At 63.0% G+C, this 26,098-nt stretch carries 21 protein-coding genes; 11 read left to right on the top strand and 10 right to left on the bottom strand.

Going from position 1 to position 26,098, the window contains the following annotated elements; genetic code table 11:
- Nucleotides 1-243 precede the first annotated feature (243 nt).
- Together GGQ66_RS00220 and GGQ66_RS00215 are read right to left on the bottom strand one after the other, a co-directional pair.
- Nucleotides 244-891, bottom strand: a complete 648-nt coding sequence (locus GGQ66_RS00220) for a response regulator (protein ID WP_183788213.1) — start codon at nt 889-891, stop codon at nt 244-246.
- Between the two features lie 150 nt (nt 892-1,041).
- On the bottom strand, nt 1,042-1,464 hold the full coding sequence (locus tag GGQ66_RS00215; RefSeq protein WP_183788211.1) for a hypothetical protein: 423 nt from the start codon (nt 1,462-1,464) through the stop codon (nt 1,042-1,044).
- Between the two features lie 127 nt (nt 1,465-1,591).
- On the opposite strand from GGQ66_RS00215, the gene GGQ66_RS00210 reads away from it, so the two are divergent.
- Both GGQ66_RS00210 and GGQ66_RS00205 read left to right on the top strand, forming a co-directional pair.
- A complete protein-coding gene (locus tag GGQ66_RS00210; RefSeq protein ID WP_183788209.1) occupies nt 1,592-1,954 on the top strand; it encodes a DUF952 domain-containing protein in 363 nt (120 codons plus the stop codon).
- Entirely contained in the window at nt 1,951-3,036 is a 1,086-nt protein-coding gene (locus GGQ66_RS00205; protein WP_183788207.1) for a quinone-dependent dihydroorotate dehydrogenase, read from the top strand. Before GGQ66_RS00210 ends, GGQ66_RS00205 begins: the two co-directional genes overlap by 4 nt.
- Nucleotide 3,037: 1 nt before the next feature.
- Here the strand turns inward: GGQ66_RS00205 and GGQ66_RS00200 are convergent, their stop codons facing one another.
- Both GGQ66_RS00200 and GGQ66_RS00195 read right to left on the bottom strand, forming a co-directional pair.
- A complete protein-coding gene (locus GGQ66_RS00200; RefSeq protein WP_183788205.1) occupies nt 3,038-3,532 on the bottom strand; it encodes a CAP domain-containing protein in 495 nt (164 codons plus the stop codon).
- Between the two features lie 2 nt (nt 3,533-3,534).
- Complete coding sequence (locus GGQ66_RS00195) at nt 3,535-3,801, bottom strand: DUF6460 domain-containing protein (protein ID WP_183788203.1); 267 nt, start codon at nt 3,799-3,801, stop codon at nt 3,535-3,537.
- 190 nt (nt 3,802-3,991) lie between these two features.
- Between GGQ66_RS00195 and GGQ66_RS00190 the strand changes: the two genes are divergently transcribed.
- The 5 genes from GGQ66_RS00190 to pdeM all read left to right on the top strand — a co-directional run bounded on the left by GGQ66_RS00190 (nt 3,992) and on the right by pdeM (nt 9,642).
- Nucleotides 3,992-4,930, top strand: coding sequence for a class I SAM-dependent DNA methyltransferase (locus GGQ66_RS00190; RefSeq protein ID WP_183788201.1), 939 nt, complete (start codon nt 3,992-3,994; stop codon nt 4,928-4,930).
- A gap of 133 nt (nt 4,931-5,063) precedes the next feature.
- Complete coding sequence (locus GGQ66_RS00185; RefSeq protein WP_183788198.1) at nt 5,064-5,702, top strand: YitT family protein; 639 nt, start codon at nt 5,064-5,066, stop codon at nt 5,700-5,702.
- 99 nt (nt 5,703-5,801) lie between these two features.
- Nucleotides 5,802-6,413, top strand: a complete 612-nt coding sequence (locus GGQ66_RS00180; RefSeq protein WP_183788861.1) for a YitT family protein — start codon at nt 5,802-5,804, stop codon at nt 6,411-6,413.
- Entirely contained in the window at nt 6,413-8,890 is a 2,478-nt protein-coding gene (locus GGQ66_RS00175) for a ligase-associated DNA damage response DEXH box helicase (protein ID WP_183788196.1), read from the top strand. Before GGQ66_RS00180 ends, GGQ66_RS00175 begins: the two co-directional genes overlap by 1 nt.
- 26 nt (nt 8,891-8,916) lie before the next feature.
- Nucleotides 8,917-9,642, top strand: a complete 726-nt coding sequence (gene pdeM, locus GGQ66_RS00170; protein WP_183788194.1) for a ligase-associated DNA damage response endonuclease PdeM — start codon at nt 8,917-8,919, stop codon at nt 9,640-9,642.
- On the opposite strand, the gene GGQ66_RS00165 is transcribed toward pdeM, so the two are convergent.
- The 4 genes from GGQ66_RS00165 to GGQ66_RS00150 form a co-directional block, all read right to left on the bottom strand.
- Nucleotides 9,639-10,070, bottom strand: a complete 432-nt coding sequence (locus GGQ66_RS00165) for a universal stress protein (protein WP_183788192.1) — start codon at nt 10,068-10,070, stop codon at nt 9,639-9,641. The genes pdeM and GGQ66_RS00165 overlap by 4 nt on opposite strands.
- A gap of 10 nt (nt 10,071-10,080) precedes the next feature.
- A complete protein-coding gene (locus GGQ66_RS00160) occupies nt 10,081-10,893 on the bottom strand; it encodes a TIGR02186 family protein (RefSeq protein WP_183788190.1) in 813 nt (270 codons plus the stop codon).
- Between the two features lie 3 nt (nt 10,894-10,896).
- Nucleotides 10,897-11,817 carry a sulfite exporter TauE/SafE family protein gene (locus GGQ66_RS00155; RefSeq protein WP_183788188.1) on the bottom strand — a complete coding sequence of 307 codons (921 nt, stop codon included), beginning with the start codon at nt 11,815-11,817 and terminating at the stop codon, nt 10,897-10,899.
- Between the two features lie 199 nt (nt 11,818-12,016).
- Nucleotides 12,017-15,820 (bottom strand): peptidoglycan-binding protein, encoded by a 3,804-nt coding sequence (locus GGQ66_RS00150; protein ID WP_183788186.1) that lies wholly within the window; start codon nt 15,818-15,820, stop codon nt 12,017-12,019.
- Nucleotides 15,821-16,286: 466 nt separating this feature from the next.
- On the opposite strand from GGQ66_RS00150, the gene GGQ66_RS00145 reads away from it, so the two are divergent.
- The 4 genes from GGQ66_RS00145 to GGQ66_RS00130 all read left to right on the top strand — a co-directional run bounded on the left by GGQ66_RS00145 (nt 16,287) and on the right by GGQ66_RS00130 (nt 22,111).
- Nucleotides 16,287-18,080: an acyl-CoA dehydrogenase C-terminal domain-containing protein gene (locus GGQ66_RS00145; RefSeq protein WP_183788184.1), complete on the top strand. Its 1,794-nt coding sequence runs from the start codon at nt 16,287-16,289 to the stop codon at nt 18,078-18,080.
- A gap of 16 nt (nt 18,081-18,096) precedes the next feature.
- Nucleotides 18,097-19,305, top strand: a complete 1,209-nt coding sequence (locus tag GGQ66_RS00140) for an acetyl-CoA C-acetyltransferase (protein ID WP_183788182.1) — start codon at nt 18,097-18,099, stop codon at nt 19,303-19,305.
- Between the two features lie 21 nt (nt 19,306-19,326).
- Nucleotides 19,327-21,540, top strand: a complete 2,214-nt coding sequence (locus GGQ66_RS00135) for a 3-hydroxyacyl-CoA dehydrogenase NAD-binding domain-containing protein (RefSeq protein WP_183788180.1) — start codon at nt 19,327-19,329, stop codon at nt 21,538-21,540.
- A gap of 115 nt (nt 21,541-21,655) precedes the next feature.
- Entirely contained in the window at nt 21,656-22,111 is a 456-nt protein-coding gene (locus GGQ66_RS00130) for a BA14K family protein (RefSeq protein WP_183788859.1), read from the top strand.
- Between the two features lie 51 nt (nt 22,112-22,162).
- On the opposite strand, the gene GGQ66_RS00125 is transcribed toward GGQ66_RS00130, so the two are convergent.
- Nucleotides 22,163-23,518: a virulence factor family protein gene (locus GGQ66_RS00125; RefSeq protein ID WP_183788178.1), complete on the bottom strand. Its 1,356-nt coding sequence runs from the start codon at nt 23,516-23,518 to the stop codon at nt 22,163-22,165.
- Entirely contained in the window at nt 23,515-26,088 is a 2,574-nt protein-coding gene (gene mprF / locus GGQ66_RS00120; RefSeq protein ID WP_183788176.1) for a bifunctional lysylphosphatidylglycerol flippase/synthetase MprF, read from the bottom strand. The genes GGQ66_RS00125 and mprF overlap by 4 nt, the downstream gene beginning before the upstream one ends.
- Between the last annotated feature and the right edge of the window lie 10 nt (nt 26,089-26,098).

Here is a 26,098-nt window from a genome sequence, read left to right as displayed (position 1 = left end):
TTGCTGCGCTCCACCCACATCAGTGCAGCGTTTTGAGCGACCTCAAAAGTGCGCTGTGAGCCTCAGGATCGGCACTCGCCCATCACGTTGACCGGGCGCATTTCACCTCACCTGGCTTGCAAAACGCGCCTTGAACCAGACGCTTTGCAAGCGTCTCTGCACGCCCGAACGCATGCGCGGGAGATTACCGGGAGACGGGGAGTGAGTAAAGAGGGAGAGGAATAAAATCCTCTGTCCTGGGTGTCAGGCCACCAGCGGCATGGTGATCTTGCTGAGCTGGATGACGGCCTGCGTGCGGCTGTCCACCTTGAGCTTCAGCAGGATGGCAGAGACATGCGCCTTGATCGTGGCTTCGGACACGCCGAGTTCATAGGCGATCTGCTTGTTGAGCAGGCCCTCGCGCAGCATGTTCAGCACGCGGTTCTGCTGCGGCGTCAACGTGCGCAGGCGGCCGATGAGTTCCGCCATGTCCGGGTCCTGTTCCTGAGCGCCCTTGTAGGAGGCGGGCGTGGCGATATCGCCTTCGAGAACGACGCGGATACTGTTGCGGATATCCTCAATGCCGGCGGACTTGGAAATGAAGCCAGAGGCGCCGAGTTCGATGGAACGGTGAATGGTCGTGGCGTCATCCGTGGCGGAAACGATGACAATGGGCAGGCTGTAGAATTCGGCTCTGAGCGACATCAGGCCGGAAAAGCCGCTGACACCCGGCATGGCGAGGTCGAGAAGCATGAGATCGGCGTCGGAATGGGCCGCGGCAGCCTTGCGGGCGGCGTCGAAATCGCCAGCCTCGACAATCGTTACATGACCTTCAATGCCGTCCACTGCCTGTCGCAGCGCGCCGCGAAACAACGGGTGATCGTCGGCGATGATGATGGTCAATGCTGCCATTTATCGGTTCCCTCCCAAGAACGGTTTACAATCCTGCCGTTCACTGTTTTTACTCGGCTGCCGACATTTATACAATAGTCTAGGGTCCCTGCCTACAGGATTCATATCGTCATTGCTATGAAAGCATGCGGCGAAGATATAGCGGCGGCATCACGTCCTTTCAGGTGGTCCGGGTACTGTTTTTTCTTCTTTTTCCCTGAACTCATCCACCAGTCCCATGAAGCTGCGCATGAAGCGTTCCATGATGGAAATGGATCGATCAACCTCCGCGTCGCTCGGCAGGGCCTGTTGCTTTGGCCCTGCACCGGTTTTTTCCAGCGCGGTCACGCGCTTTTCCAGCCGGTCGAGTTCATCCTCGAAGGCGGCACGCTCGTCGGCGGCCATGCGGCAGACGAGATTGCCATCGGTCAGCGTGCAATAGGACATGGCGCCACTTTGCCGGTCGAGGCGCACGAAGCCATCGCCGCTCTTTTCCAGAACGAACCGGTCGGTGGGTTGTTCCCGCGCCGTTTGCGCAAAAGCGACAATCGGCAGGACGGCAAGCGCCAGCGCGAAACCAAGCGGTCTTTTCATGGATATCGCTCCTCCTCTTTCGGGTCTCTCTTCGGGGGCGGACGGCCTGCAGGCCCGAGACCATGGACATGGCCGCCATTTTGCGGCAAACGAGGCGTCACATTCAACCGCTCGTGAAGGAACCGCGATGTCCGCAGCCGCGACTGCCGCCGTCATCTATAAGATCGTTCCCGTTGCGCTTTGGGAAGAGGCACGGAAAAACGGGCTTTTCGAGGGCGCGCCGGTCGATCTGGCTGATGGCTTCATCCATTTCTCGACGGCGGAGCAGGCGAAGGAAACGGCGGCCCGCCATTTCGCCGGCCAGGCTGATCTTCTGCTCGTATCGGTGGATGCAGCCGAACTCGGCGAAAAGCTGGTCTTCGAGCCCTCGCGCGGTGGCGCATTCTTTCCCCATCTCTATGCCCCGCTCGCATTCGCGGCTGTCCTTTCCGAAGCGCCCCTGCCGCTTGGTGAAGATGGCGCCCACATCTTTCCGGAGAATTTCGCATGACCGGCCTTTTCAAGCTTGCCCGTAACGGCCTGTTCCTCATTGACCCGGAAACGGCGCATGGCCTGATGATCAAGGCCCTGAAGGCGGGTCTGGTGCCGCCCTGCCGCCCTGTCGCCGATCCGCGCCTGGCGGTCACGGTCGCCGGCGTCACCTTCCCCAATCCGCTCGGCATGGCCGCCGGGTTCGACAAGAATGCCGAAGTGCCGGATGCGCTGCTTTCGCTGGGTTTCGGCTTTGCCGAGGTCGGCACGCTGACGCCGAAGCCGCAGGCAGGCAACCCCAAACCGCGCCTGTTTCGCCTGCCGGTGGACGAGGCCGTCATCAACCGCATGGGTTTCAACAATGAGGGGCACGCCCCCGCGCTCGCCCGCCTTCAGGCGCGTACCGGAAAACCCGGTGTCGTCGGCGTCAATATCGGCGCCAACAAGGACAGCGCCGACCGTGTGGCGGACTACGTGGAAGGCATCCGCCGGTTCTATGGCGTCGCCACCTATTTCACCGTCAACATTTCCTCGCCCAACACGCCGGGCCTGCGGGACCTGCAGGCGCGCGACAGCCTCAAGACGCTGCTGGAAGCGGTTCTGGCGGCCCGTGCCGACGAGGCTGCAAAGGCCGGCCGGCGCATTCCCGTTTTCCTGAAGATCGCGCCCGATCTGACGCGGGAGGGGCTGGACGATGTGGCCGCGGAAGTGCTGGAGCATGATCTCGATGGATTGATCGTCTCGAACACCACGCTGTCCCGCGACGGGTTGAAGGAGCAGGCGACCGCGAAGGAAGCGGGCGGCATGTCCGGCAAGCCGCTGTTCGAACGCTCGACGGCCGTGCTGGCCGCCACCCGCAAGCGTGTCGGCCCGGGCCTGCCGATCATCGGCGCCGGCGGCGTGTCGACCGCCGCCGATGTCGTGACCAAGATCAGGGCGGGTGCGGATCTCGTGCAGCTCTATTCGATGATGGTCTATGAAGGACCGGGCATTGCCGCCGCTATCCTGAAAGACCTTCCAGCCCTTGTCGACCGGGAAGGCGTGCAATCGATCACCGAGCTGCGCGACCGCGACGTGGACCGTTGGGCGGATCGCTTCTGAGCTATCGCGACAGCACCATTGCCCAGTAGGGATGGTTGCCGCTGGCCGGATCGCGTGCCACGGCCACGCCAAGCGTGGTGTAGGATGGCCCCAGCATGTTCTCGAGGTGGTGCGGCGAGGCGATCCACGCCTTGACCACGGCGTCTGTCGTCTGCTGGCCGGCGCCGATGTTTTCAGCGGCGGGCAGAGGCACGTTCGATGCCTTCATGCGCGCGCCAAAGCTGTCCGTAATCCCCATCAGGTGCTTCATCTGGCCGTTGGCGGCCATGCGGCTGGCCTGTTTCAGCGCGGCATCCTGCGAAGGCGCTGCAACCGAAAGCGCTGACAGGCCCTTGGAAGCGCGCAGCGCATTGACGGCGCCAAGCGCCTCTGCCGTCTTGTCCTCGGCGGTGCCGGTGAAGCTGCGTGGCGGTGGGGCCGTCGTGCAGGCGGCGAGAAAAGACAGGGCGCCTGCCGCGATGAACGGCAGCGCCCGGCGACGGAGAATTTTAGTCATGGTCAGCGCCTGTAGCTGATGATCCGGAGAATGATGAAGACGGGAATGACGACCGTCGCGCCCAGCGCCAGATAGCGCCACACCTCGCCCAGGGCCTCGAAGCCGCGATACCACAGGCCGAGGAAGAAGCGGTGCAGTCCGTCGAGAATATCGGCCGGGAAAATGCCGAGGAAGGCCATCACGAAGCCGACCACCAGCGACACCAGCAGCAACTTCACCAGCGTGCGTGCAGGCGTATCACCCAGGAAACGGTTGAACTGTTCGGACATGCGATACGTTCTCCTTCGAAACCGAGAGATAGGCTCTGGCGGTTGCGGCGGCAAGGGGTTTGGCAGAGGGGGTCTTGCTGCAAAGCGTGGAAATTTGATGGCAGGCCCGCCGTTGCTGGAAATCCCTTGCTTTCGACCGCACTTTTCCGCAAGGAAACGCACCGCTTCTCCTCCGTTTTCAGGATTTCCCATGGTGTCGGCCAGCCTTTCCTCGGGTGACGTTCTCGCAGACCGTCGCGCCGCTTACGCGAAAATGCTCTCGGAAGAGGGCCAGTTCGCGGAAGCGGCGGAACTCATGGAACAGGCGCTGGAACTTGCGCCCGACTGGCGGGCCGGCTGGTTCCAGCTTGGTGAATATCGCGAAAAGGCGGGACAGACGGACGGCGCCATAGGGGCCTATGCCCGCGTCGCCGAGGATGGTGGCGAGGATATTTTCGGCGCTCGGCTGAAGCTTGCCCTGCTGGGCGCGGCGGAGGTTCCGGCAAGCCCCGAAAGCACCTATGCCGAAAGCCTGTTCGACGATTATGCCGACAGGTTCGAAAAGGCGCTGACCGAAAAGCTTGGTTATGATCTTCCCGCCCTTCTGGCCAATCGCGTGGCGACCCATGGCGGTGGCGCGCCGCATTTTGCCGTCGCGGTCGATATCGGTTGCGGCACGGGGTTGGCGGGGCCGGAAATCCGGCCCTTCGCGGACCGCCTCGAAGGCTTCGACATCTCGCTGAACATGCTGGCCAAGGCGCGGGAAAAGGGCGTTTACGATTATCTTGACCGAGCCGACCTGTCTCTCAAGACGGATGAAAGCGGCCTTTTCGCCCCCGGTCTGCCGCATCACCGGGCCGATCTCGTTCTTGCAGCAGACGTCATGATGTATCTCGGCGATCTCGAGGCCGTCTTTGCGCTTACGGCCGCACTGGCGAAGCCCGCCGGTCTCTTCGCCTTCTCCGTCGAGGCAGCGGAAGAGGGCTATATCCTGCAGCCCTCGCTGCGTTACGCCCATTCGAAAACCCATGTTGAGGCTCTTTTTGCCCGTCATGGGTTCGATGAGCGCTTCTGCGAACGCGTCACCCTTCGCATGGATGGCGGGAAACCGGTCTTCGGCTTTGTGTTTATTGCTGAAAGACGGGCCTGACGGGATCGTTTCTTGCTATTTTCGGAAGGTGGGGTCGATAGGTCAGTATTGCTGACCGAACCACCTTGAAAACCAGCCCGGTAACCGGCACAATTCGGGGGGTCATCACGCCTGAAACCGGGGAGTTCCGCGCATGCCGCAGTTGAGCAAGGTATCGGGTTTCTGGAACACCAGCGCCACCCATCACACCGCTGTCGAAGACTTTCAGGGCCTCCTGACCGGCGCCATGGTGTCGTCCCTCGGCTTCTTCCTGCTCGGCAAGGCGGGTCTTCTGACGGGCGGCACGGCGGGTGTCGCCTTCCTGTTGCATTACGTGACCAATACCAGCTTCGGCTTCTGGTTCTTTCTCGTGAACCTGCCCTTTTATTATCTCTCCATCCGCAAGGTCGGTTGGGATTTCACCATCAAGACCTTCGTCGCCATCGGTCTGACTTCGCTCATCACCGAAATCCAGCCGCAGCTTCTGGGCTTTGACAAGCTCAATCCGATCTGGGCGGCGGTGCTGGGCGGCCTGCTTCTGGGGTATGGTCTGCTGGCGCTTTATCGCCACCGCGCCAGCCTTGGCGGCGTCGGCATTCTCGGCATCTATTTGCAGGACCGCTTCGGCATTCGCGCCGGTCTGGTGCAGATGACCTTCGATATCGGCGTGCTCATTGCAGCCTTTTTCGTTGTCGATCCCTTCATTGTCGGCTGTTCAGTGCTGTCGGCGGTGGTCATCAATCTTTTCGTTACGATCAACCACCGCAAGGATCGCTATATCGTTCTGCGCTGATGCGGGCTTGAACGGAGCGCGGGAGAGGATAAAACGGCTGCAGACCTGCCCGAATGCCGGCTCCGGAGACGCGCCTTGTCCGAAAAGAAAATCCTGAAGATGATGCTGGAATCAACGCCCGTGCGCCACTCGTTGGTGGAAGACGCGCAGGCGATCCTCGTGGGCGCCATGCTCTGCGCGCTCGGCGTCACGCTTCTGAAAAGCGCCGGCCTTCTGTCGGGTGGCACGGCGGGCGTGGCCTTCCTCACCTACTATGCTTTCGGCCTGCCCTTTGGTGCCGTGTTCTTCGCCATCAACCTGCCCTTCTATTACCTCGCGTGGAAGAAGGTCGGTCTCGCCTTCACCGTCAAGACCTTCATCGCCGTCACCATCACCTCCTTCATCACCGAGGCATTGCCGCGCTATATCGGCTTCGGCTTTCTCGATCCGGTGGTCTCTGCGCTGTTCGGCGGTGTGCTTCTGGGGAACGGCATGCTGGTCTTCTTCCGCCATCGCGCCAGCCTTGGCGGTTTCGGCATTCTCGCGCTCTGGCTTCAGGATCGCTATGGCATCAAGGCCGGACTGGTGCAGCTTGGTCTCGACATGATCATCCTCGCCGTATCCTTCCTCGTTGCGAGCCCCTATATCGTCTTTGCGTCTGTTCTCGGCGCAATCGCCATCAATATCGTGCTGGCGGTGAACCACCGCCGCGATCGCTATATCGCCGTCTGATGGACAAGGAAGGCACGCATCTTCCGCCGGTCTTCGAACGCTGGTTTGCGGAAAGGGCCTGGTCGCCGCGACCGCATCAGTTGGATCTTCTGGCCCGCGCCCGTGCCGGCGAAAGCACGTTGCTGATTGCACCCACCGGTGCCGGTAAAACGCTGGCGGGCTTTCTGCCTTCGCTGACGGCTCTGACCGAACGCGGCAGGCTACCGCCAGGAAGCCCCTTCACCGGCATTCACACGCTCTATATCTCGCCGCTCAAGGCGCTCGCCGTCGATATCGAGCGCAACCTGATGAAGCCCGTTTCCGCAATGGGCCTGCCGATCACCATCGAAAACCGCACGGGCGACACGCCGGTCTCCAAGCGCCAGCGCCAGAAGCTGAACCCGCCGGATATTCTGCTGACGACGCCGGAACAGGTGGCGCTGCTCATCGCCAACGGGCAGGCGGAACGGTTCTTCCGGGATTTGAAATTTGTCGTGCTGGATGAGTTGCATGCGCTCGTCACCTCCAAACGCGGCCAACTCCTGTCGCTCGGCCTTGCCCGGTTGCGGCAGATCGCACCGGATCTCCAGACCATCGGCCTCTCCGCCACCGTTTCCGAACCGATGGAGCTGCAACGCTGGCTCGTGGCGCAGCCGCCGGGCGGTGAGGCCCATGCCGGTCTGGTGACGGTGAAGGGCGGGGCGAAACCGCTGATCACCATTCTGGAAACCGAGGAACGCATTCCCTGGTCCGGCCACTCCGCGCGCTATGCGGTGCCGGATGTCTACGAGGTGCTGAAACAGGCGAAAATGGCGCTCATCTTCGTCAACACCCGCAGCCAGGCGGAGATGCTGTTTCAGGAACTATGGACCATCAACGACGATAACCTGCCGATTGCGCTGCATCACGGTTCGCTCGATGTGGCCCAGCGCCGCAAGGTGGAGGCGGCGATGGCCGATAACCGCCTGCGCGCCGTCGTCGCCACCTCCACGCTCGATCTCGGCATCGACTGGGGTGATGTCGACCTCGTACTGCATGTCGGTGCGCCGAAGGGCGCAAGCCGCCTTGCCCAGCGCATCGGCCGCGCCAACCACCGGATGGACGAGCCGAGCCGCGCCATCCTCGTGCCCGCCAACCGCTTCGAGGTCATGGAGTGCCGTGCGGCACTCGACGCGAACTATATCGGCGCTCAGGATACGCCGCCGCTTGGGGAAGGCTCGCTCGATGTGCTGGCCCAGCATGTGCTCGGCATGGCCTGCGCCGAACCCTTTTCGGCGGATGCGCTCTATGCCGAAGTGACGAGTGCTGAACCCTATCGCGACTTGCCGCGCGAAACTTTCGATCGCATCGTCGATTTCGTGGCAACCGGCGGCTACGCGCTGAAAACCTATGAGCGCTACGCGAAGATCCGGCTGAATGCGGATGGCCTCTGGCGCATTTCCAATCCGCAGGTGGCGCAGACCTATCGCCTGAACCTCGGCACCATCGTCGAATCCCCCATGCTGAATGTCCGGCTTGTGAAGCATGGCGGCAAGGCACGCTTCGGCGGCCTGTCGCTTGGCAAGGTCGAGGAATATTTTCTTGAACAGCTCGTGCAGGGCGATACGTTCCTGTTCTCAGGCAAGGTGCTGCGCTTTGAGGGCATTCGTGAAAACGAGTGCCTCGTCAGCCAGGCCTTTTCCTTCGACCCGAAAATCCCTGCCTATGCCGGCGGCAAGTTTCCGCTCTCCACGTTCCTTGCCGATCAGGTGCGCGGCCTGCTGGCTGACCCCGAAAGCTGGGGCAAGCTGCCGGAACAGGTGCGCGAATGGTTGGAAATCCAGCGTCTGCGCTCCATCCTGCCGAAGCGCGGCGAACTGTTGATCGAGACTTTCCCGCGTGCCGCCCGTTTCTACATGGTTGTCTATCCCTTCGAAGGGCGGCTGGCGCACCAGACGCTTGGCCTGCTTCTTACCCGCCGGCTGGAGCGCATGGGCCTGCAGCCGACCGGCTTTGCCGCCACCGACTATTCGCTTGCCGTCTGGGGCCTCAGGGACATGGAGGACGTGGATTTCGGCGAACTGTTCGATCAGGACATGCTGGGTGACGACCTTGAGGCATGGCTCGCCGAATCCTTCATGCTCAAACGCACTTTCCGCAACTGCGCCGTCATCGCCGGGCTGATCGAGCGCCGCCATCCCGGCAAGGAAAAGACCGGTCGGCAGGTCACGGTCTCGACCGACCTCATTTACGACGTGTTGCGCAGCCATGAACCCGATCACATCCTGTTGGAAGCGGCACGTCGCGATGCGGCGACCGGCCTGCTGGATATTGCCCGTCTTGGCGCTATGCTTGAGCGAATCAGGGGCCATATCACCCACAAGGCGCTGACACGGGTATCGCCGCTGGCCGTGCCCGTGCTGCTCGAAATCGGTCGGGAACCGGTCTCCGGCAGCGCCGAGGATGCGGTTCTGGAGGAAGCGGCGGGCGATCTGGTCGAGGACGCCATGCGGCTTTGACTGGCACGACATAAGAGGACGCAACGATGAACCGGATGGTTCTGGCTGAGACGCTGAAGACGGCACCGCTCGAAACCGGCGCGACCATCACGGTTGCCGGCGTCGAGGCCGTCTGTGAACCTTCCGGGGCGCTGTGGCTCCCGGAAAGGCGTCTGCTTGTCGTCTCCGATCTGCATCTGGAAAAGGGAGCGGCCTTTGCCCGCCGCCGCCAGTTCCTGCCGCCCTACGATACCGCCGCAACGCTTGCGCTGCTGGAACACGCGGTTGCCCGCCGCAATCCCGAAATCGTCATCAGCCTGGGTGACAGTTTCCATGACCGCATCGGCTCGGCCCATCTGCCCCTGCCGTTTCGCCAGCGGCTCTCCGCCCTGTCGCGGGGGCGGCAATGGATATGGATCAGCGGCAATCATGATCCCGATGGTGTCGAGGGACTGGAGGGGGATGTCGTCGAGGACATGTCCTGCGCCGGCCTGACTTTCCGGCACGAACCCGGGCATGGCAAGGCGCCGGGTGAGATCGCGGGCCACCTGCATCCGGCCGCTGCTGTCACAAGGCGGGAGAAGACGGTGCGGCGGCCCTGTTTCGCCAGCGACGGTGAACGGCTCATCATGCCGTCTTTCGGTGTCCTGACTGGCGGGCTCGATCTGCGCCACAAGGCGTTCACCGGCCTCTTCGACAAGGCGCGCCTGAGCGCCCATCTCATGAATGCGGGGCGGATCTACTCTGTACCCTATGGGCGATTGGCCGGTTAACGGTAGACGATCACCGGAACCTTGGATTCATTCAGTACCCGCGTCGTGACGCTGCCGAGCACGAGCGCCTTCAGGCCGCTGCGACCGTGCGAGCCCATGGCGATGAGATCGGCGCCGGCTTCTTCGGCGGCCAGCGCAATCGCGCCCGCCGGCTCGGAACTGTCGACCACCACGCCACCGGCCGTCACGCCGAGTTCCCCGGCGCGGGCCGTGGCCTCCGCCAGATATTTCTCCGCCTCGGCATGTGCTGTTTCCAGAAAATCGATGGTCGTCAGCGGCACGGTATCCATGGGCACGATCACCTGTGGCTCGACAACGGCGAGAAAGGTGACCTTCGATCCCAGAACTTTAGCGAGTTGCAGGCCCTGTTCGATGGCCATGGACGATCGGTCGGAGCCATCGGTGGGGATCAGAATGTGCTTGTACATGAAGTTCTCCTCAATCCTTGCGGAAGGCCACGCTTGCGCCCCAACCGGTGACAACGGCCAGTAACACGCAGAAAATGCCGTAGAGATAGGGCTGCTGATGCGCAGCGTCGGTAATGGTCTGTTCCAGCCCCGTCTTCACGACACGCAAAGGTAACGTGCGGCCGGCTACATAGGTTCCGCTCTTGAAGAGATAGGCCTTCACCGTATGAACGCCATCGGGAATGTTGGCCGGCAGGCGCAATGTGGCGCGGAACAGGTTGGAGGCAACGAAGCGTACGCCGTTGGTGTCGCGCTGGAAAAGCCCGTTGGTTTCCTTCAGCCGGCGAAACGCGTCCCGGAATTCGCCGAGCCGCGAGGCGGCCCCGGCAAAGTCCGTCGGCGTCAGGGGCATGTTGGAAAAGCCGGCTCCGACCTCGGCCAGAACCTGCGGCTTGGCGATGGCGTCGAGCGCACGGGTGGAGGCCAGTGAATAGGACTCCGGTGCCGGTGCAAAGCCGATTGACTGGGTGTTGACCCAGACGCCAAGCACGCGTTCCTTGCGGCGCACAGTGGCGGGCGCGGCGGGGCCTTCCAGCGTCACGATCACATCATACTGGCCGATGGCGAGCAGCAGTGCATCCGGATTGCCGAGCGCACCGAACACCGTCAGGTCCGCGCCGCGAAAATCGGAGGCGATGGCGATCTCGCTGGTCGATGTGCCGATCTCGATCGTCTCCTTCGGGCTGTCCGGCATCTGGAACGGCACCAGCGATTGCGCCGCCGCCGGCAGCACCGAAAGCGAAGACAGGGCGAAGAGAGCGGCAAAGGCTCGCCGGCGGAACATCGGTCAGAACCCTCCCACGGCGATGGAATAGATATCCTTCGGTGTCACGATGAGCTCGACGGCCAGACGCACGCCAACGGCCAGAACGAGCAGCGCCAGAAGGGCGCGCAACTGTTCACCACGCAGTTTCTGTCCCACGCGCAGACCGTATTGCGCGCCGATCACCCCGGCAATCATCAGGATGAAGGCCAGAACCACATCGACGGAATAGTTGGTCGCGGCCTGCACGATCGTCGCATAGGCGGTGGTGAAGATGATCTGGAACTGCGAGGTGCCAACCACGACATTGGTGGGGATACGCAGCAGATAGATCATGGCCGGTACCATGATGAAGCCGCCGCCCACCCCCATGATCGAGGTTAGGACGCCGATCACGAAGCCCAGCAGCAGAAGCGGCAGGACGCTCAGATAGATGCGCGACTTCTTGAAGCGCATCTTGAAGGGCAGGCCGTGAATCCAGTTGTGCTGGCCCGGCCGCTTCAGGGTGGCTGGCTGGTTGCGGGCCGCCTTGCGCATCGCCGAAAGGCTTTCCATCAGCATCAGGCTGCCGATGATGCCAAGCAGGATGACATAGAGCAGCGAGATGGTGAGATCGAGCTGGCCGAGCCGTCTCAGCCACGAGAAGATCCACACACCCACGGACGCGCCGACCAGCCCCCCCAGAAGAAGCACCGTCCCGAGCTTCATATCGAGCGTGCCACGCCGGAAATGGGTGATGGCACCGGACAGCGACGAGGCGACGACCTGATTGGCACCGGTGGCGACCGCCACGACCGGCGGCACATTGTAGAAGATGAGGAGCGGCGTGATGAGGAAACCACCACCCACGCCGAACATGCCGGACAGGAAACCGACAGCCGCACCCATCCCGAGAATGATGAACACATTCACCGAGAGTTCTGCGATGGGCAGGTAGATGGTCACGGCATCCTCGATACAACAAAAACCGGCAGTCGGCCCGCAAGGACGTGCGGGGAGGCCGGTCAAATGAAAAAGGCGCAGGGTGCTGCCCTGCGCCCAAGATGATCTTTGACCCTGCCGGATGGCCTGTCAATCGCCCGCTGTCCCCGGAGCGGTCCAAACCGCTTTTTTCATCAAAGTGTTACAGCGGTGGCGTCCGAAGTCACTTGTTGCGGGCCAGCAATTCCTTGACGAGCGCATCGGTGATCTTGCCGGTCGGCTCCTGACCAACCGATTTCTGGAAAGACTTGATGGCGGTCACGGTCTTCGGACCCAGTTCGCCATCCGGTGCGCCGGCATCGTAACCGTTGTTGTTCAGGATCGCCTGGATGTTGCGGATCGCCTTCTTCATGTCGATCGAAGCGGTTTTCAGCCCCTTGCCGGCCCATTCGTCTGGAATGATCGCATCATTGGCCTTGCTGTCCAGCGGAAGCTGTTTCCAGACTTCGGCCTTGGCACGGGCGCTTTCAAGCTGTTCCGGCTTCAGCGCATTCGCCACCTCGTCGCGCTTTTGCGCCGCGTCCTTGTCACCGCCATTGGCGGCAATGGCGAACCACTTGTAGCTTTCCTCCAGGTCGCGATTCACGCCGGAGCCGCGGGCATAGAGGATGGCCAGATTGAACTGGCTGTCGGAAACACCGAGATCGGCAGCCTGGCGGAACCAGTTGACGGCTTCGGTAAGATCCGGTGTGCCGGTCGCACCGGAGGCATACATGACGGCCAGATTGTGCATGGCGCTTGCATTACCCTGGCTGGCGGCCTTGCGGTAATATTCGATGGCCTTGGCCGCATCGGGCGCAACGCCCGTGCCCTTCTCATAAAGATTGGCGAGACGGTACTGCGCCGGTGCAAAGCCCCGGTCGGCGGAAAGCTTGTACCAGACGGCCGCTTCGGGCGGGTTGGCGGTCACGCCGCGGCCTTCGCTGTAACGCGCACCAATTTCGAACAGTGCCAGTGCATCGCCCTGACGGGCGGCATCGGCAAGGCTTGCCGGCTGCACATCGGCGGGCACGGAAATGGCAGGTGTCGTGGTGCCCGGCTGGGCCTCGAAGGTCGAGGTTGCCGTCGCGGCGGTGCCGGCCGGCGAAAGCGGCACGGTTTCCACATCGCCGGCGGGTGCCGGCGTGATCTGCGACGGTGCTGCCGTTTCGGCCTCGACTGCGGCCTGTTCCTGCGGTGCTTCGACGGCGGGCGCCATCGAGGTTTCCGCCTTCTTTTCCGGAACGGTTTCCTCGATCGCCGGGCGGTTCGTATTGTCGCCGACCGGGGGAACGCTGTTGCCGTTCAGGAGCGTGTTGACGAGCGGCATGCTCATGACGACGAGCAGAATGGCGCCGATGGTCAGAAGCAGCGGGCGGCGATAGCGGGAAAGGGCACTTTCCCCGGCAGTGCTTGCCGGTGCCCTGGTGGCCTTGCCCTTCTTGCCGGCACCCTTTTCCGGACCAAGCTCGCGCGCAGCGGCCTGGGCGGCACGGCGCGCGGCGGAAATGTAGTCCACCGGACCGTCCTCGGCGGCAGCCGCGTTCTGGCCCTGGCTGGCGCGCACGCGCTCCAGAATGCGCTTCACATCCGGAACGCCGGTGCCGGGCTCCAGAAATTCGTCCGCAGCACTGGCAATGGCCTGGTCATCCGGTGCAATCGGCGGGGCCGGATCGACAACGGTACGGCTGGCTTCGAAGGCGGCGGCGCTCTCCTTGGACTTGTTGAGGAAGCGCTTCGTCAGGCTGCCGATCAGGCTCGTCTTTTCCGCGGCGGCTTTGGCAACGGGCTTCGGCATTTCCGGCGGGCGGATGCCGGCAGCGGGTGCGGCGGCGCCTTCGCTCGACTTCACCTCGGAAATGATCGGGCCGTAATGGTCCTCACGACCGGCCGACGCGTTCGTCGGCCCTGGTGCGAAAAAATCGTCGCCCTCATCGTTGAACACCGGCACGGTGCTGGCGCCGATCGGGCGGCTGTCTTCGCGACGCGGCTCGCCGGTAAAGGCATAGGCCGGTTCTTCGGTGCGTGCGGCATCGGCTTGCCGGCGCGGTGCCGGCTCAGCATAGCCGTCCTCGACGGGCGCTTGCGGGCGGGTGCTTTCGATATGTTCAAGGCGGCCGGCAATCTGCAGAAGCGTATCGTGCAGCGCCTCGAAGGTGCGGTGCGTGCGCTCCTCGGAATTGCGCGTCAGTTCTTCCAGATGGCGCAGGTCGTCGGCCAGACCCGAAAGCGCGCCGATATCGGCGGCAGGCATCGCGGCAGCGGAAACGCCGCCACTGCGCATGAAACCATCGAGCACGGCTTCGGCGGCCTGCCGGGCGGCCTCGATGATATATTCATCGCTGGTCGCGATGTAGTCCTCGATGGCCGTCATGCGGCTGTCGAGTTCCGGCGAAAGCGTCAGCGGGCCGCTGGCGGTCCGCGGCTGGCTGATGAGGTGCGAGAGGTTGGCGATCTGCGCTTCGAGATTGGCAAGCGCGCGGTTGTCGGACACGGGCGCGTTGACCGTCTCGTCCAGACGCGCGGCGATGCCGCCGATCTGGTTTTCAAGGCGACGGATGGCGCTGTCGTCATAGGCCGGTGCCGGATGGCGCGAAACGTCCATCTCATCGATGCGGCGGGCCAGAAGATCGAGCCGTTCGGCCAGAACATCGTTGACGAGGCCGTGGTCCATCGCATCGATCTTCTGGGAAATGTCGGAGAGATAGCGGGTCAGGTCCGGCTGCTGCTGCGCCGGGCGCTGGTTGCTTTCCATCAGCGCGGAAAGCGCGTCGATGCGCTCTTCGAGGCGCGCGGCGGCGCGTTCGCCAGCCAGATCCTCAATGCGTTCGGCAAGCGATTCCAGCCGGGCGTTCAATGCCACGGCGGGGTCGGGCCGGCGGCTGGCGGCAGCACCGATATCCTCGATCTGTTCGGCGAGCGCGCCGATGCGGTTTTCCAGCCGTTGCAGGAAAACGGGATCGACGGCAGGTGTTGCCGCGCGCGAGGTGGCCGCGATGGCACGGGAAATCTCGTCCAGACGGCGGTCGAGCCCGGCGAACTGTTCGGCGGCAACCGCGGTGTCGCGCGGTTCGATACGCTTGCCGATCTCGTCCAGCGTGCTGGCGATCGACATCATGCGGTCCTCGAGCGCGCGGATCGCCGGAACGTCGTTCATCGAGCCAAGCTGGGACTTGATGTCATCAAGACGGTAGGCAAGTGACACCAGTTCGTCCTGAAGCGTTTCGGTGTTGAAGCCGCCCATGCGCTCCTCGAAGCCGTTCCAGCGGCTTTCCATGCGCTGGACGCTGTCCTCGCGGGCCAGGTTGTCCATCATGGCGCGCAGGTCTTCGAATTCGGCACGCAGGCTCTGGGCTTCATCCGGTCGGGCCTGACGGCTGATCTGGCCGATACCATCGGCAAGCCGGGCGAGGTCGCCGCGCATGTCCTCGGCATAGCGGCGGTCGCCGGCCATGGACTTGATGGCGCGCATTTCCGACAGGAGGCCGCCGATCTCGCGCGATACGCCTTCGGAAATATCCTGTTTCAGTTCGTGGCGCAGATTGACCAGCGCCTTGGCAATGTCCTGCTGCGTGGTGTCGCGGGCCGGCGCTTCGCTGCGATGGTCACGCGGGCGGGGACGCTCCTCGTAACGTTCGGCAGCGCGCGGCTGCGGTGCATAGGCTTCGCTGGCGCGAGGTGCATAGGGGTCGGCTGCGCGGGCCGGCTGACGGTTCGTCTCGAGCGCGCGCTGGCGCTGGCGGATTTCATCGAGCGCGCTCTGCACCGAGGAGCCGGCGGCACGGGCGGGCGGCGGCGGGCGGCGGTCATGTTCGATCTCGCGGTCACGCGGACGTTCGCGCTCCGGCGCTCGGCGCGGATCGCGTCCGCCGCCGGGGGCTCCCATCAGGTCCTCGATACGGGCTTCCAGACCCTCGATCGTGCGGCTCAGCGCATCGAGCGAAGACCTGTCGCCTTGGCGGGGATGAGAAGATCGCGATCCGTTCATGTTTCTGCTCGCTTCGACGTTGATCCGGCGGACAGCCGGATTTGGGCATGCTGCCCAACCGGCCCTGTTCGGGCCGAAAGGCGGAATCCCGGTCCTGCGGCTCTAGCAGGGTTGACTGTTGCGAGCCTGACCGGAAACGACATTTTCCCTCCGGTTCGCGCGAACCGATTCATGGGCAAATGTCGCCTACGCTCACATTTCACGAAACGTGGTAAACAACCCGTTAACTTCTGGAGTGTTTTCTTTAACAAACGGCTCCCGAAAGCGGGTGCGGCTGGTGAAAGTGCCGTGCGCAAAGAGTTTGCCGGCGCTTTTCACCGATCAAAAACTGTCGCGCAAGTTTGACTTGACGTTTACGCAAACGTCAATATTTTGATCCTTGAGGAGTGGCTGGCGGTATGAAGGAGGTTCGCGTTCGCGCGGGTGCCTCGCGTGCAGGAAGCCGGATGACGAGGAGGAGTAGACGATGCCTGTATACAAGGCGCCTGTAAAAGACACGCTGTTCGTGCTGAATGATGTTCTCAGCCTGCAGAATTATGGAAATCTGCCCGGTTTTGCCGATCTCGGTCCCGAGACGCTGGAAGCCATCGTCGGCGAGGCGGCGAAGCTGGCGGAAGAGCAGTTTTTCCCGCTTAACCTGCCAGGCGACAGCCAGGGCTGCAAGCGCAACGATGATGCGACCGTCGCAGTGCCAGACGGCTTCAAGCAGGCTTATGACGCCTATTGTCAGGGTGGTTGGCTGGGCCTTGCCGTGCCGGAGGAATTCGGCGGTCAGGGACTGCCCTACACGCTGCACGCCGCCGTCGGTGAATACATGTCGTCGGCCAATATCTCGCTCACCATGTATCCCGGCCTGACGCAGGGTGCGATCGCCGCGATCCTCGTGCACGGCTCTGACGCGCAAAAGGCGAAGTACCTGCCGAAGATGGTGGAGGGTATCTGGTCCGGCACCATGAACCTCACCGAACCCCATTGCGGCACCGACCTTGGCCTGCTGCGCACCAAAGCCGTTCCGGCGGGTGATGGTTCCTACAAAATCTCTGGCCAGAAGATCTTCATCTCCGCCGGCGAACATCCGATGACGGAAAACATCATCCATCTCGTGCTGGCCCGCATCGAAGGGGCTCCGGCAGGCACCAAGGGCATTTCTCTGTTCATCGTGCCGAAGTTCATCGTCAATGAAGACGGCACGCCCGGTGCCCGCAACGGCGTCGCCTGCGGCGCTATCGAACACAAGATGGGCATTCACGGCAATTCCACCTGCGTCATGAATTACGACGACGCCACCGGCTATCTCATCGGTGCCGAGAACAAGGGCCTTGCCGCCATGTTCGTGATGATGAACGAGGCCCGTCTCGGTGTTGGCCTTCAGGGCCTGTCAATCGGCGAGGCCGCCTACCAGAATGCTGCGTCCTATGCCCGCGACCGCCTTCAGGGCCGGGCGCTGACCGGCCCCAAGGCCCCGGAAAAGGCCGCAGACCCGATCATCGTGCACCCCGACGTGCGCCGCGCGCTGATGACCATGCGCGCCTATACCGAAGCCGGTCGCGCGTTCACGCTGTGGACGGCGCTGAAATCCGACATCGCGCATCGCTCGCCAGATGCCGTCGAGCGCCAGATGGCCGACGACCTGCTCTCGCTGGCGACGCCGATCCTCAAGGGCGTTCTGACCGACAAGGGCTTCGACCACGCGGTGGCCGCCCAGCAGGTATTCGGCGGTCACGGCTATATCGAGGAACATGGCATGAGCCAGTATGTCCGCGATGCCCGTATCACCATGATCTACGAGGGCGCGAACGGCATTCAGGCGCTTGATCTCGTTGGCCGCAAGCTGGCGGCCAACGGTGGCCGTGCGGTCATGGCCATGTTCAAGGAAATCGGCGATTTCTGCGAGGAAAACCGGGGCGACGAAAAGCTGACCTTCTTCACCAAGGGATTGAAGAAGGGCCTGAACGACCTTCAGGCGGCGACCATGTGGTTCATGCAGAACGCCATGGCGAAGCCCGACAATGCCGGTGCCGGTTCCACCGATTACATGCACCTCTTCGGCACGGTCGTTCTTGGCTACATGTGGGCGAAAATGGCGAAGGCTGCCGAAGACGCGCTGGCGGCAGGCGATCCGCGCAAGGATTTCCTTGAGGCCAAACTCGTCACGGCGCGGTTCTACATGGAGCGCATCATGCCGGAAACGGCGTTGCGCAAGACGCGCATCGAAGCGGGCGCCGACAGCCTGATGGCGCTTTCCGCCGACGCATTCTGATTTCCGGGAGGATGAAATGACGGACGTTTACATTTACGACCATGTGCGCACACCGCGCGGGCGCGGCAAGAAAGACGGATCGCTGCATGAAGTGCCCTCCGTGCGTCTAGCGGCCAAGGTGCTGGAGGCCCTGCGCGACCGCAACGGCATGGACACCGCGAAGGTCGACGATATCATCATGGGCTGTGTCGATCCGGTGATGGATGCCGGCGCGGTGATCCCCAAGGCGGCTGCGTTCGAAGCCGGCTATTCCACCAAGGCGCCGGGCATGCAGATCTCACGTTTCTGCGCCTCGGGTCTTGATGCCGTCAACTTCGCCGCCGCCAAGGTGGCGCAGGGGGCGGACGATCTGGTGGTTGCCGGTGGCGTCGAAAGCATGTCGCGCGTCGGGCTCGGCATGTCCGGCGGTTCGTGGTTCATGGACCCGTCCGTGAATTTCCCCGCCTATTTCATGCCGCAGGGCGTGTCCGCCGACCTCATCGCCACGAAATACGGTTTCAGCCGCGAAGACGTCGATGCCTATGCGGTGGAAAGCCAGAAGCGCGCCGCTCATTCATGGGAAAAGGGCTATTTCAGGAATTCCGTCATTCCGGTGAAGGACAGTAACGGCCTCGTCATTCTCGACCGTGACGAACATATGCGTCCGGGCACCGACATGCAGGCGCTTGCCGCGCTCCAGCCTTCGTTCCAGATGCCGGGCGAAATGGGCGGCTTCGAAGCTGTCGGCATTCAGGCACATCCTGAGATCGAACGCATCAACTATGTCCACCACGCCGGCAACTCGTCGGGCATCGTGGATGGCGCGGCGGGTGTCATTGTCGGCTCCAGGGAAGGCGGTGCCATCCTGGGCAAGAAGCCGCGCGGCCGCATCCGCGCTTTCGCCAATATCGGTTCCGATCCGGCGCTGATGCTGACCGGGCCGGTGGACGTGACGGAGAAGCTTCTGGCCCGCACCGGCATGAGGATTTCCGACATCGATCTCTTCGAACTCAACGAAGCCTTCGCCTCGGTCGTGCTGCGTTTCATGCAGCATTTCGAGGTGTCGCACGACATCATGAACGTCAATGGCGGCGCCATTGCCATGGGGCATCCGCTGGGCGCCACCGGCGCGATGATCCTCGGCACGGTGCTGGACGAACTGGAACGCCGCGATCTGAACACCGCGCTCGTCACGCTCTGCATCGGGGCAGGCATGGGCACGGCAACGCTCATCGAGCGTCTCTGAGTTTCGAGGGAGGAACGGAAAATGACTTACAGGAATTTCACCATCGAAACCGACGCCGACGGCATCGCCCTCGTCACCTGGGACATGCCGGAAAAGTCGATGAACGTGTTTACGGCCGAGGTTCTGCAGGAACTGGCCGCCATTCTCGATGCCACGGTGGCCGATGCTGCGGTCAAGGGCGTGGTCTTCACGTCCGGCAAATCCACCTTCTCGGGCGGTGCCGATCTCTCGATGATCAAGTCGATGTTCTCCTTCTATCAGGAAGAAAGCGCCAGGGACCCGGATGCTGCGGCGGCCAAGCTGTTCGAACTGGTCGGGCAGATGAGCGGGCTCTATCGCCGCATCGAAACCAACGGCAAGCCGTGGGTTGCGGCCATCAATGGCACCTGCATGGGCGGAGCGCTGGAACTGTCGCTTGCCTGCCATGGCCGGGTTGCCGCCGATGGCAAGAACGTCAAGCTGGCGCTGCCGGAAGTCAAGGTCGGCATCTTCCCCGGCGCGGGCGGCACGCAGCGCGTGGCGCGCCTCACCGATGCGCAATCGGCATTGCAGATGATGACCACCGGCCAGAGCCTGACGGCCCAGCGCGCCAAGGCCATGAACCTCGTGCATCAGGTCGTGCCCGCGGCGGACCTTGTGACGGCCGCAAAGCAGATGATCAAGGATGGCCTGAAACCCGTCGCGCCGTGGGACGAGCGCGGCTTCAAGGTTCCCGGCGGCGGCATCTGGACGCCGGCGGCGGCCCAGCTCTGGCCGGCAGCACCCGCCGTCCTGCGTCGCGAGACCGCCGGCAACTATCCCGCCGCGCTCGCAATCCTGAAATGCGTCTATGAAGGGCTTCAGGTGCCCTTCGACACCGGCCTGCGCATCGAGCAGCGCTATTTCACCGAAATCCTGCGCGGCAAGGTCGCCTTCGCGATGATCCGCTCACTGTTCATCTCCATGCAGGAACTCGGCAAGGGCGCGCGTCGCCCGGCAGGTCAACCGAAGACGGAGTTCACCAAGGTGGGCGTCGTCGGTGCGGGCTTCATGGGCGCTGCCGTCGCCTATGTCACAGCCGCCGCCGGCATTCCGGTGGTGCTGGTCGATCGCGATCAGGAAGCCGCCGACAAGGGCAAGGGCCATTGCGAGGAAACGGTGAAAGGCGCCGTCGGTAAGGGCAAGCTGAGCGCGGATGAGGGCAAGGCGATCCTCGACCTCATCACGCCGACCGCCGATTATGCGGCCCTTTCCGATGCGACCCTGGTCATCGAGGCGGTGTTCGAGGACCGCGACGTGAAGAAGGCGGTCATCGAGGCGGTGGAAGCCGTCCTGTCGCAAGGCGCGATCTTCGCCTCCAACACCTCGACGCTGCCGATCACCGGTCTTGCCAAGAATTCGAAGCGCCCGGCCGATTTCATCGGCATCCACTTCTTCTCGCCGGTCGAGAAGATGATGCTGACGGAAGTGATCCTCGGCAAGGAAACGGGTGACAGGGCGCTGGCCGTGGCGCTCGATTACGTCGCAAAGATCAGGAAGACACCCATCGTCGTCAACGATACGCGCGGTTTCTATGTAAACCGTTGCGTGCTGCGCTACATGGCCGAAAGCTACAACATGCTCATCGAAGGCGTGCCGCCGGTGATGATCGAGAATGCCGCGAAATTCGCAGGCATGCCGGTCGGGCCGCTGGCACTCAATGATGAAGTGGCTATCGACCTGTCGCTGAAGATCCTCAAGGCGACGGTTGCCGATCTCGGCGAAAAGGCTGTCGATCCGCGCCATCTGGAACTGGTAACGCGGCTTGTCGAACAGGAAGGCCGCTTCGGCCGCAAAAACGGCAAGGGCTTCTATGATTACCCGCCAAAGCCGGCGAAGAAGTCGCTGTGGCCCGGCCTCAAGGCCCTCTACCCGCAGCAGAAGCCGGATGATGTCGACATGGACGTTCTCAAGGAACGCTTCCTCGTGACCATTGCGCTGGAAGCCGCGCGCACGATGGAAGAGGGCATCGTCACCGATCCGCGCGAGGCCGATGTCGGCTCCATCCTCGGTTTCGGTTTTGCGCCCTATACGGGCGGCGCACTGTCCTACATCGATGGCATGGGCGTGAAGGCCTTTGTGGCGCTCGCCGAAAAGCTGGCTAAGGACTACGGCGCGCATTTCCGGCCAACGCCCCTTCTGAAGGAAATGGCGGAGAAGGGGGAAACCTTCTATGGGCGCTTCAACCCCTGGGGGGCGAGTGAACAGGCTGCCTGATTGCCAAAAAATGTCGGTGGCCGCGGGTAAACTCCGCGGCCGTTTCATTTCCGGGAACCATTTGGCGGACTTGGCCGTTATCCGCTCAGGAGAAGGAAAGGATATGACCATGAAAATGAAGTTCAGGTTCTTCACCATTGTGTCGCTCGGCTTTGCGCTGGTGGCGACCTCGCTGACCCCGGCTGCGGCCTTCAATGTGCCCCTGCCGATTGCAAAGCCTGCAACGAATGTCGAGGACGTCCAGTATCGGCCGCATCCGCGTGATCGCTGGCACCACAATCGCTGGGAGCGTGACCGCCGGGATCGTTACGGCTGGTATCGAGGCCACCGCGGCTATCGGGATTACCGTCCCGGCTATCGCCGCCATAACGACGGTTACTGGTATCCGCTCGCCGCTTTCGCCATCGGCTCGATCATCGGCGGCGCCATGACCGCCCCGCGCCCGGCTTACGCCATGCCGGCGCGCCACGTTCAGTGGTGCTCGGCGCGTTATCGTACCTATCGCGCCTACGACAACACCTATGTCCCGCGCGCCGGTGTTCGCGCCCAGTGCGTCTCGCCTTACCGTTGATCGCACCGAATACGAAAAAGCCCCGCTCTTGCGGGGCTTTTTGCGTTTGTGTCACTTTCCAGTGCGGGCCTTCAGGCTTGCAATAAGCTTCTGCGCCAGCGCCGGATAATCCTCGTCGAAATGGTGTCCGCCTTCGATGCGGATCGTCTCGACGCCCTTGTCGGCGAGCGTCGGGCAGGGGTCGTCTTCCTCATCGCTGCCATAGATGCATTGCAGCTTCTTCGGGTCGATCTTCGCCACAGCGTCCATGACGGCGGTGCCGTCGCTCGCATCGCTGGCGCCGATGATACCCATCACCGAAATCTCGTAATCGGCATAGCCGGACATGGCCATCAGCGATATGAGCGAAACGTCGTTCTTGAGGGCCGCCGGCAGGCGATCATAGGCATCGGGCATGACATCCGCGCCGAAGGAATAGCCGACCAGCATCACATGCTTCACGCCGAACTCCACGCGGTAATGGGTGATGATACGGGCGAGATCGCGCCCCACCTGCGCGGGCGTCAGCTTGGTCCAGAAATAGTGGAGGGAATCCAGACCGACGACGGGTACGCCGTTTTTCTGCAATTCCGCACCCACTTCCGCGTCGATATCGCGCCAGCCGCCATCGCCCGAGACGACGACGGCCATCGTATCCATGGTGGGCTTGGTTTCGAGAATGGTTAGCGGCAGGCCGAGCGTTTCCTCGACGGACGGCGGGTTTTCGACCAGCGGCAGAAGGTTCTCTGTCAGCGCTGCCGTCGCCTCCTTGTCGCTGTCGGCCAGTTCCACATCCGGCCAGTCCTTTTTCAGCGTTTCGGCATGGGCGCGGCCAGCCGCATCCGCCTTCTTCGTGAAAATGACGCTGACAGGATCCGGCAGGGCCCCTTCCGTCAGCGCATAGACGAACCGGTCGCCCTCCAGTTTTTTGTCCGCCGGGGTGCAGAGTTCCTTGGCGAGCGGAATGCCGGCCAGCGGATCGACCGCCACCGTTGCCGCCACCGTTGCGGGCGGTGTCTGGGCGGCCATGGCCAGCGCCAGCGCCCCGCCTTCGCCGATGCCGGCGATCACCGGGGGGCGATAGGTGGCGACACCCATGTTCCGCTCGATCTGCTGTGTTACGGATTCGATGTCGGAAATCGTGTAGACGCAATCGCCGTCATCGACTTTCAGTTTGGCGAGATAGGCGGGAAAATCGACGCCGATGACAAGCGCGCCCTCTTGCGAAAGTTCGGCGGCAACACCATCCTCCTTCGCCCCCCAGCCGGCGGCGTCGGAGAGCAGGACCACAGCCGACTTCACCGGGCCTGTCGGCTGGCTGACATGGGGTTCAGGCATCATCCCGAGATCAAGCGGAGCCGGATCGCTGGCAAAGGCAACGCAGGGAAAGAGCAGGGCGGCTGCAACCAGGCTTGCGTGTTTCATCATTTTCCGACGACTCCTTTTATACCACCGCCGATCAGCAGGGTTACGTCCATCAGGGCAATCAGCGGGTTTCCGCCGCCTGAAACGGCGAGATAGCGCGGTTGCCAATGGGGATTGAACTTCTGCTTGAAGGCACGCAGGCCCTTGAAATTATAGAAGCGTTCGCCGAGATCATAGACCGCGCCGCCCAGCCTGTCCCAGACGGGCGCCGCCTCGCGCTTGCGGATGCCGGCAAGCGGCGCCATGCCGAGATTGAAGGTGCTATAACCCTCTTCGCGCAAATGCAGCATGATCTTCACGAACAGGAAGTCCATCGCCCCCTTCGGCGCATCCGGGTGGAAGCGCATCAGGTCCACCGTTCCTTCGGCCTTGGTATCCGTGACCATGACCGTTGCGAAGGCGACGATCCGGTCTTCGACGCGAAGCACGGCGACCGGCTGGGAAGCGACGTAATCGGGATCGAAGATGCCCAGCGAAAAGCCCTTCTCGCGGCTGTCATGCTCGGCAAGCCAGGCATCGGAAACGGCGCGCAGGTCCTCCATCACCGCGGGCACGGCCTCGGGCGGAAGAAGCGCAAAAGTCAGCCCGTCACGTTCGCCGCGGCTGACCGACTGGCGCAAGTTCGCCCATCGACCGCCCTTCAGGTCGAAGGTGTCCAGCCGCACCTCTGCCAGTTCACCGAGCTTGAAGGCGCGAAGCCCCGCATCGGCCAAAGGCGAGAGAATGGCGGGCGAAACCTGATAGAAGACGGCACGCCCGCCTTGGGCACGGGCAAATTCCACGAATTGCCACACGAGTTCGGGCAGTTCGTCCGCTTCGCCCACCGGATCGAGGAAGGCTATGAACGAGCGCCCGTAGCAGCCATACATCAGGAAGCTTTTGCCGCTGTGCGAGAACATCACGCGCTTGTCGCCCATGCGAACCAGATTGGCGTCGGCGACGTCCTGCGTCATGACGATGGCGGTGGCCCTTTCCACCCCATGGGCTTCTTCGGGCGCCATATGGTGAACCACGGGCCTGAGCAGTGCGAAAAGACCGGCGGCGGTGCCGAAGATGGCAAGACCAAGGGCTGCGCGCAGCGAACGCGGTGCTTCCTCGGAAAACTCGAACTGCCACCACAGGTCGTGACTGTATTCCACATCGCGATAGACGAAGAACAGAATGGTGCAGGCGCCGGCCAGAACCACCAGCATGGCGAAGAGCCAGGGTGGCGAAAGCGGCTGGTTGATCAGCGAGGCGCGGCGATCGAAGCGGTGACGGGTCGCCACAAGGCTGAACACCAGAAGGGCCAGAAGCCCGGCTTCCACTACGGCGGCGGCCTTGACCAGCGAAAAGACGATGGCCGCAAGGCTCGCCACGATGGCCACGACCAGCGCCCCGTCCAGCCGTTGCTGAAGCCCTCGTGCCGCAAGGATCAGCACGAGGCCGAGGATGGAGGCGAGGAAATGCGCGCCTTCGATAAGCGGTAGCGGCAGGACATCGGAGAGGAAGTCGAGATTGACGTCCGGTGTCGGCGTGACGGAGGAGAGAACCAGCATCGTGCCGCACAGGAAGGCAAGCGCCGAGGTCAGCACCGGCGCCAACTGGGCGAGGGCGGCGACCGGAAGGCGGGTTGCCAGCGGCCGCACCAGCGACACGGAGAGAATGGCGATGGCGGTGACCATCGGCAGCACATAATAGATGATGCGGTATAAGACGAGCGCCGAGAGGATCTGTTCCACGCCGGCATCGCCGCCGCTGAGCGCGGCCACCATGACCGCTTCGAAAACACCGAGACCTGCCGGCACATGCGATAGCACGCCAAGACCGATCGCCGCCGCATAGATGGCGAGGAAGGACGGCCAGCCGAGACCGGTATGTGGCATCAGCACGTAGAGCACGCTGGCCGAGGCGGCGATATCGAGCGCGGTGACAAGGAACTGGCGGGCTGCGGTGGCCGTATCCGGCAGGGTCAGAGTCAGTTTGCCCAGTTTCAACGGCTTGCCGCGGTGACCGAGCCAGGCGAGGGCTGCAATCAGGATGAGCGCGACCACGGCGCCGGTTCGAAGCGCCAGTGGGTCGAGACCCATTGCGCTGCCGAGGTGGTTTGCAACCGGCAGCACTGCCAGCGCGGTCACGGTCGCAAGGCCAATGCCGAAGGAAAACGTAACAAAGGCGACAATCCGCGCGATATCTTCCGGCGAGAGGCCGAACTTCGTATAGACCCGGTAGCGGATGGCGCCGCCGCTCAACGGTCCGAAGCCGACGGAGTTGCTGACCGCATAGGCCGAGAACGCGGTCATGGCGACGGTGACGGGCGGCACCTTGTTGCGATGGATATAGGCCAGCGCATTGAAATCGTAGGCCACGAGCGCGGCATAGGAAAGGCCGGTGAAGAATACGGCCAGCAGCAGGTCGGAGACCGGCGTTGCCACAAGGGAGGCGACGACGTCGTCATAGCGCACTTCACCGGTCAGGCGATAGAGTGCGAAGACGACAAGGCCGAACACGCCAAGGGCGGCCGCGAAGGCAAGAGGTTCCGCCAGTCGCGCCAGAAGGCTGCGCGTGGCCGGGGCAAGCGAGGAGAATTTCATCGCGCGGCAA

Source organism: Allorhizobium borbori (genome assembly GCF_014196535.1).
GTDB lineage: Bacteria > Pseudomonadota > Alphaproteobacteria > Rhizobiales > Rhizobiaceae > Ectorhizobium > Ectorhizobium borbori.
The sequence above is the reverse complement of the archived record's forward strand: the minus strand, read 5'-3'. Positions and strand labels throughout refer to the sequence as shown.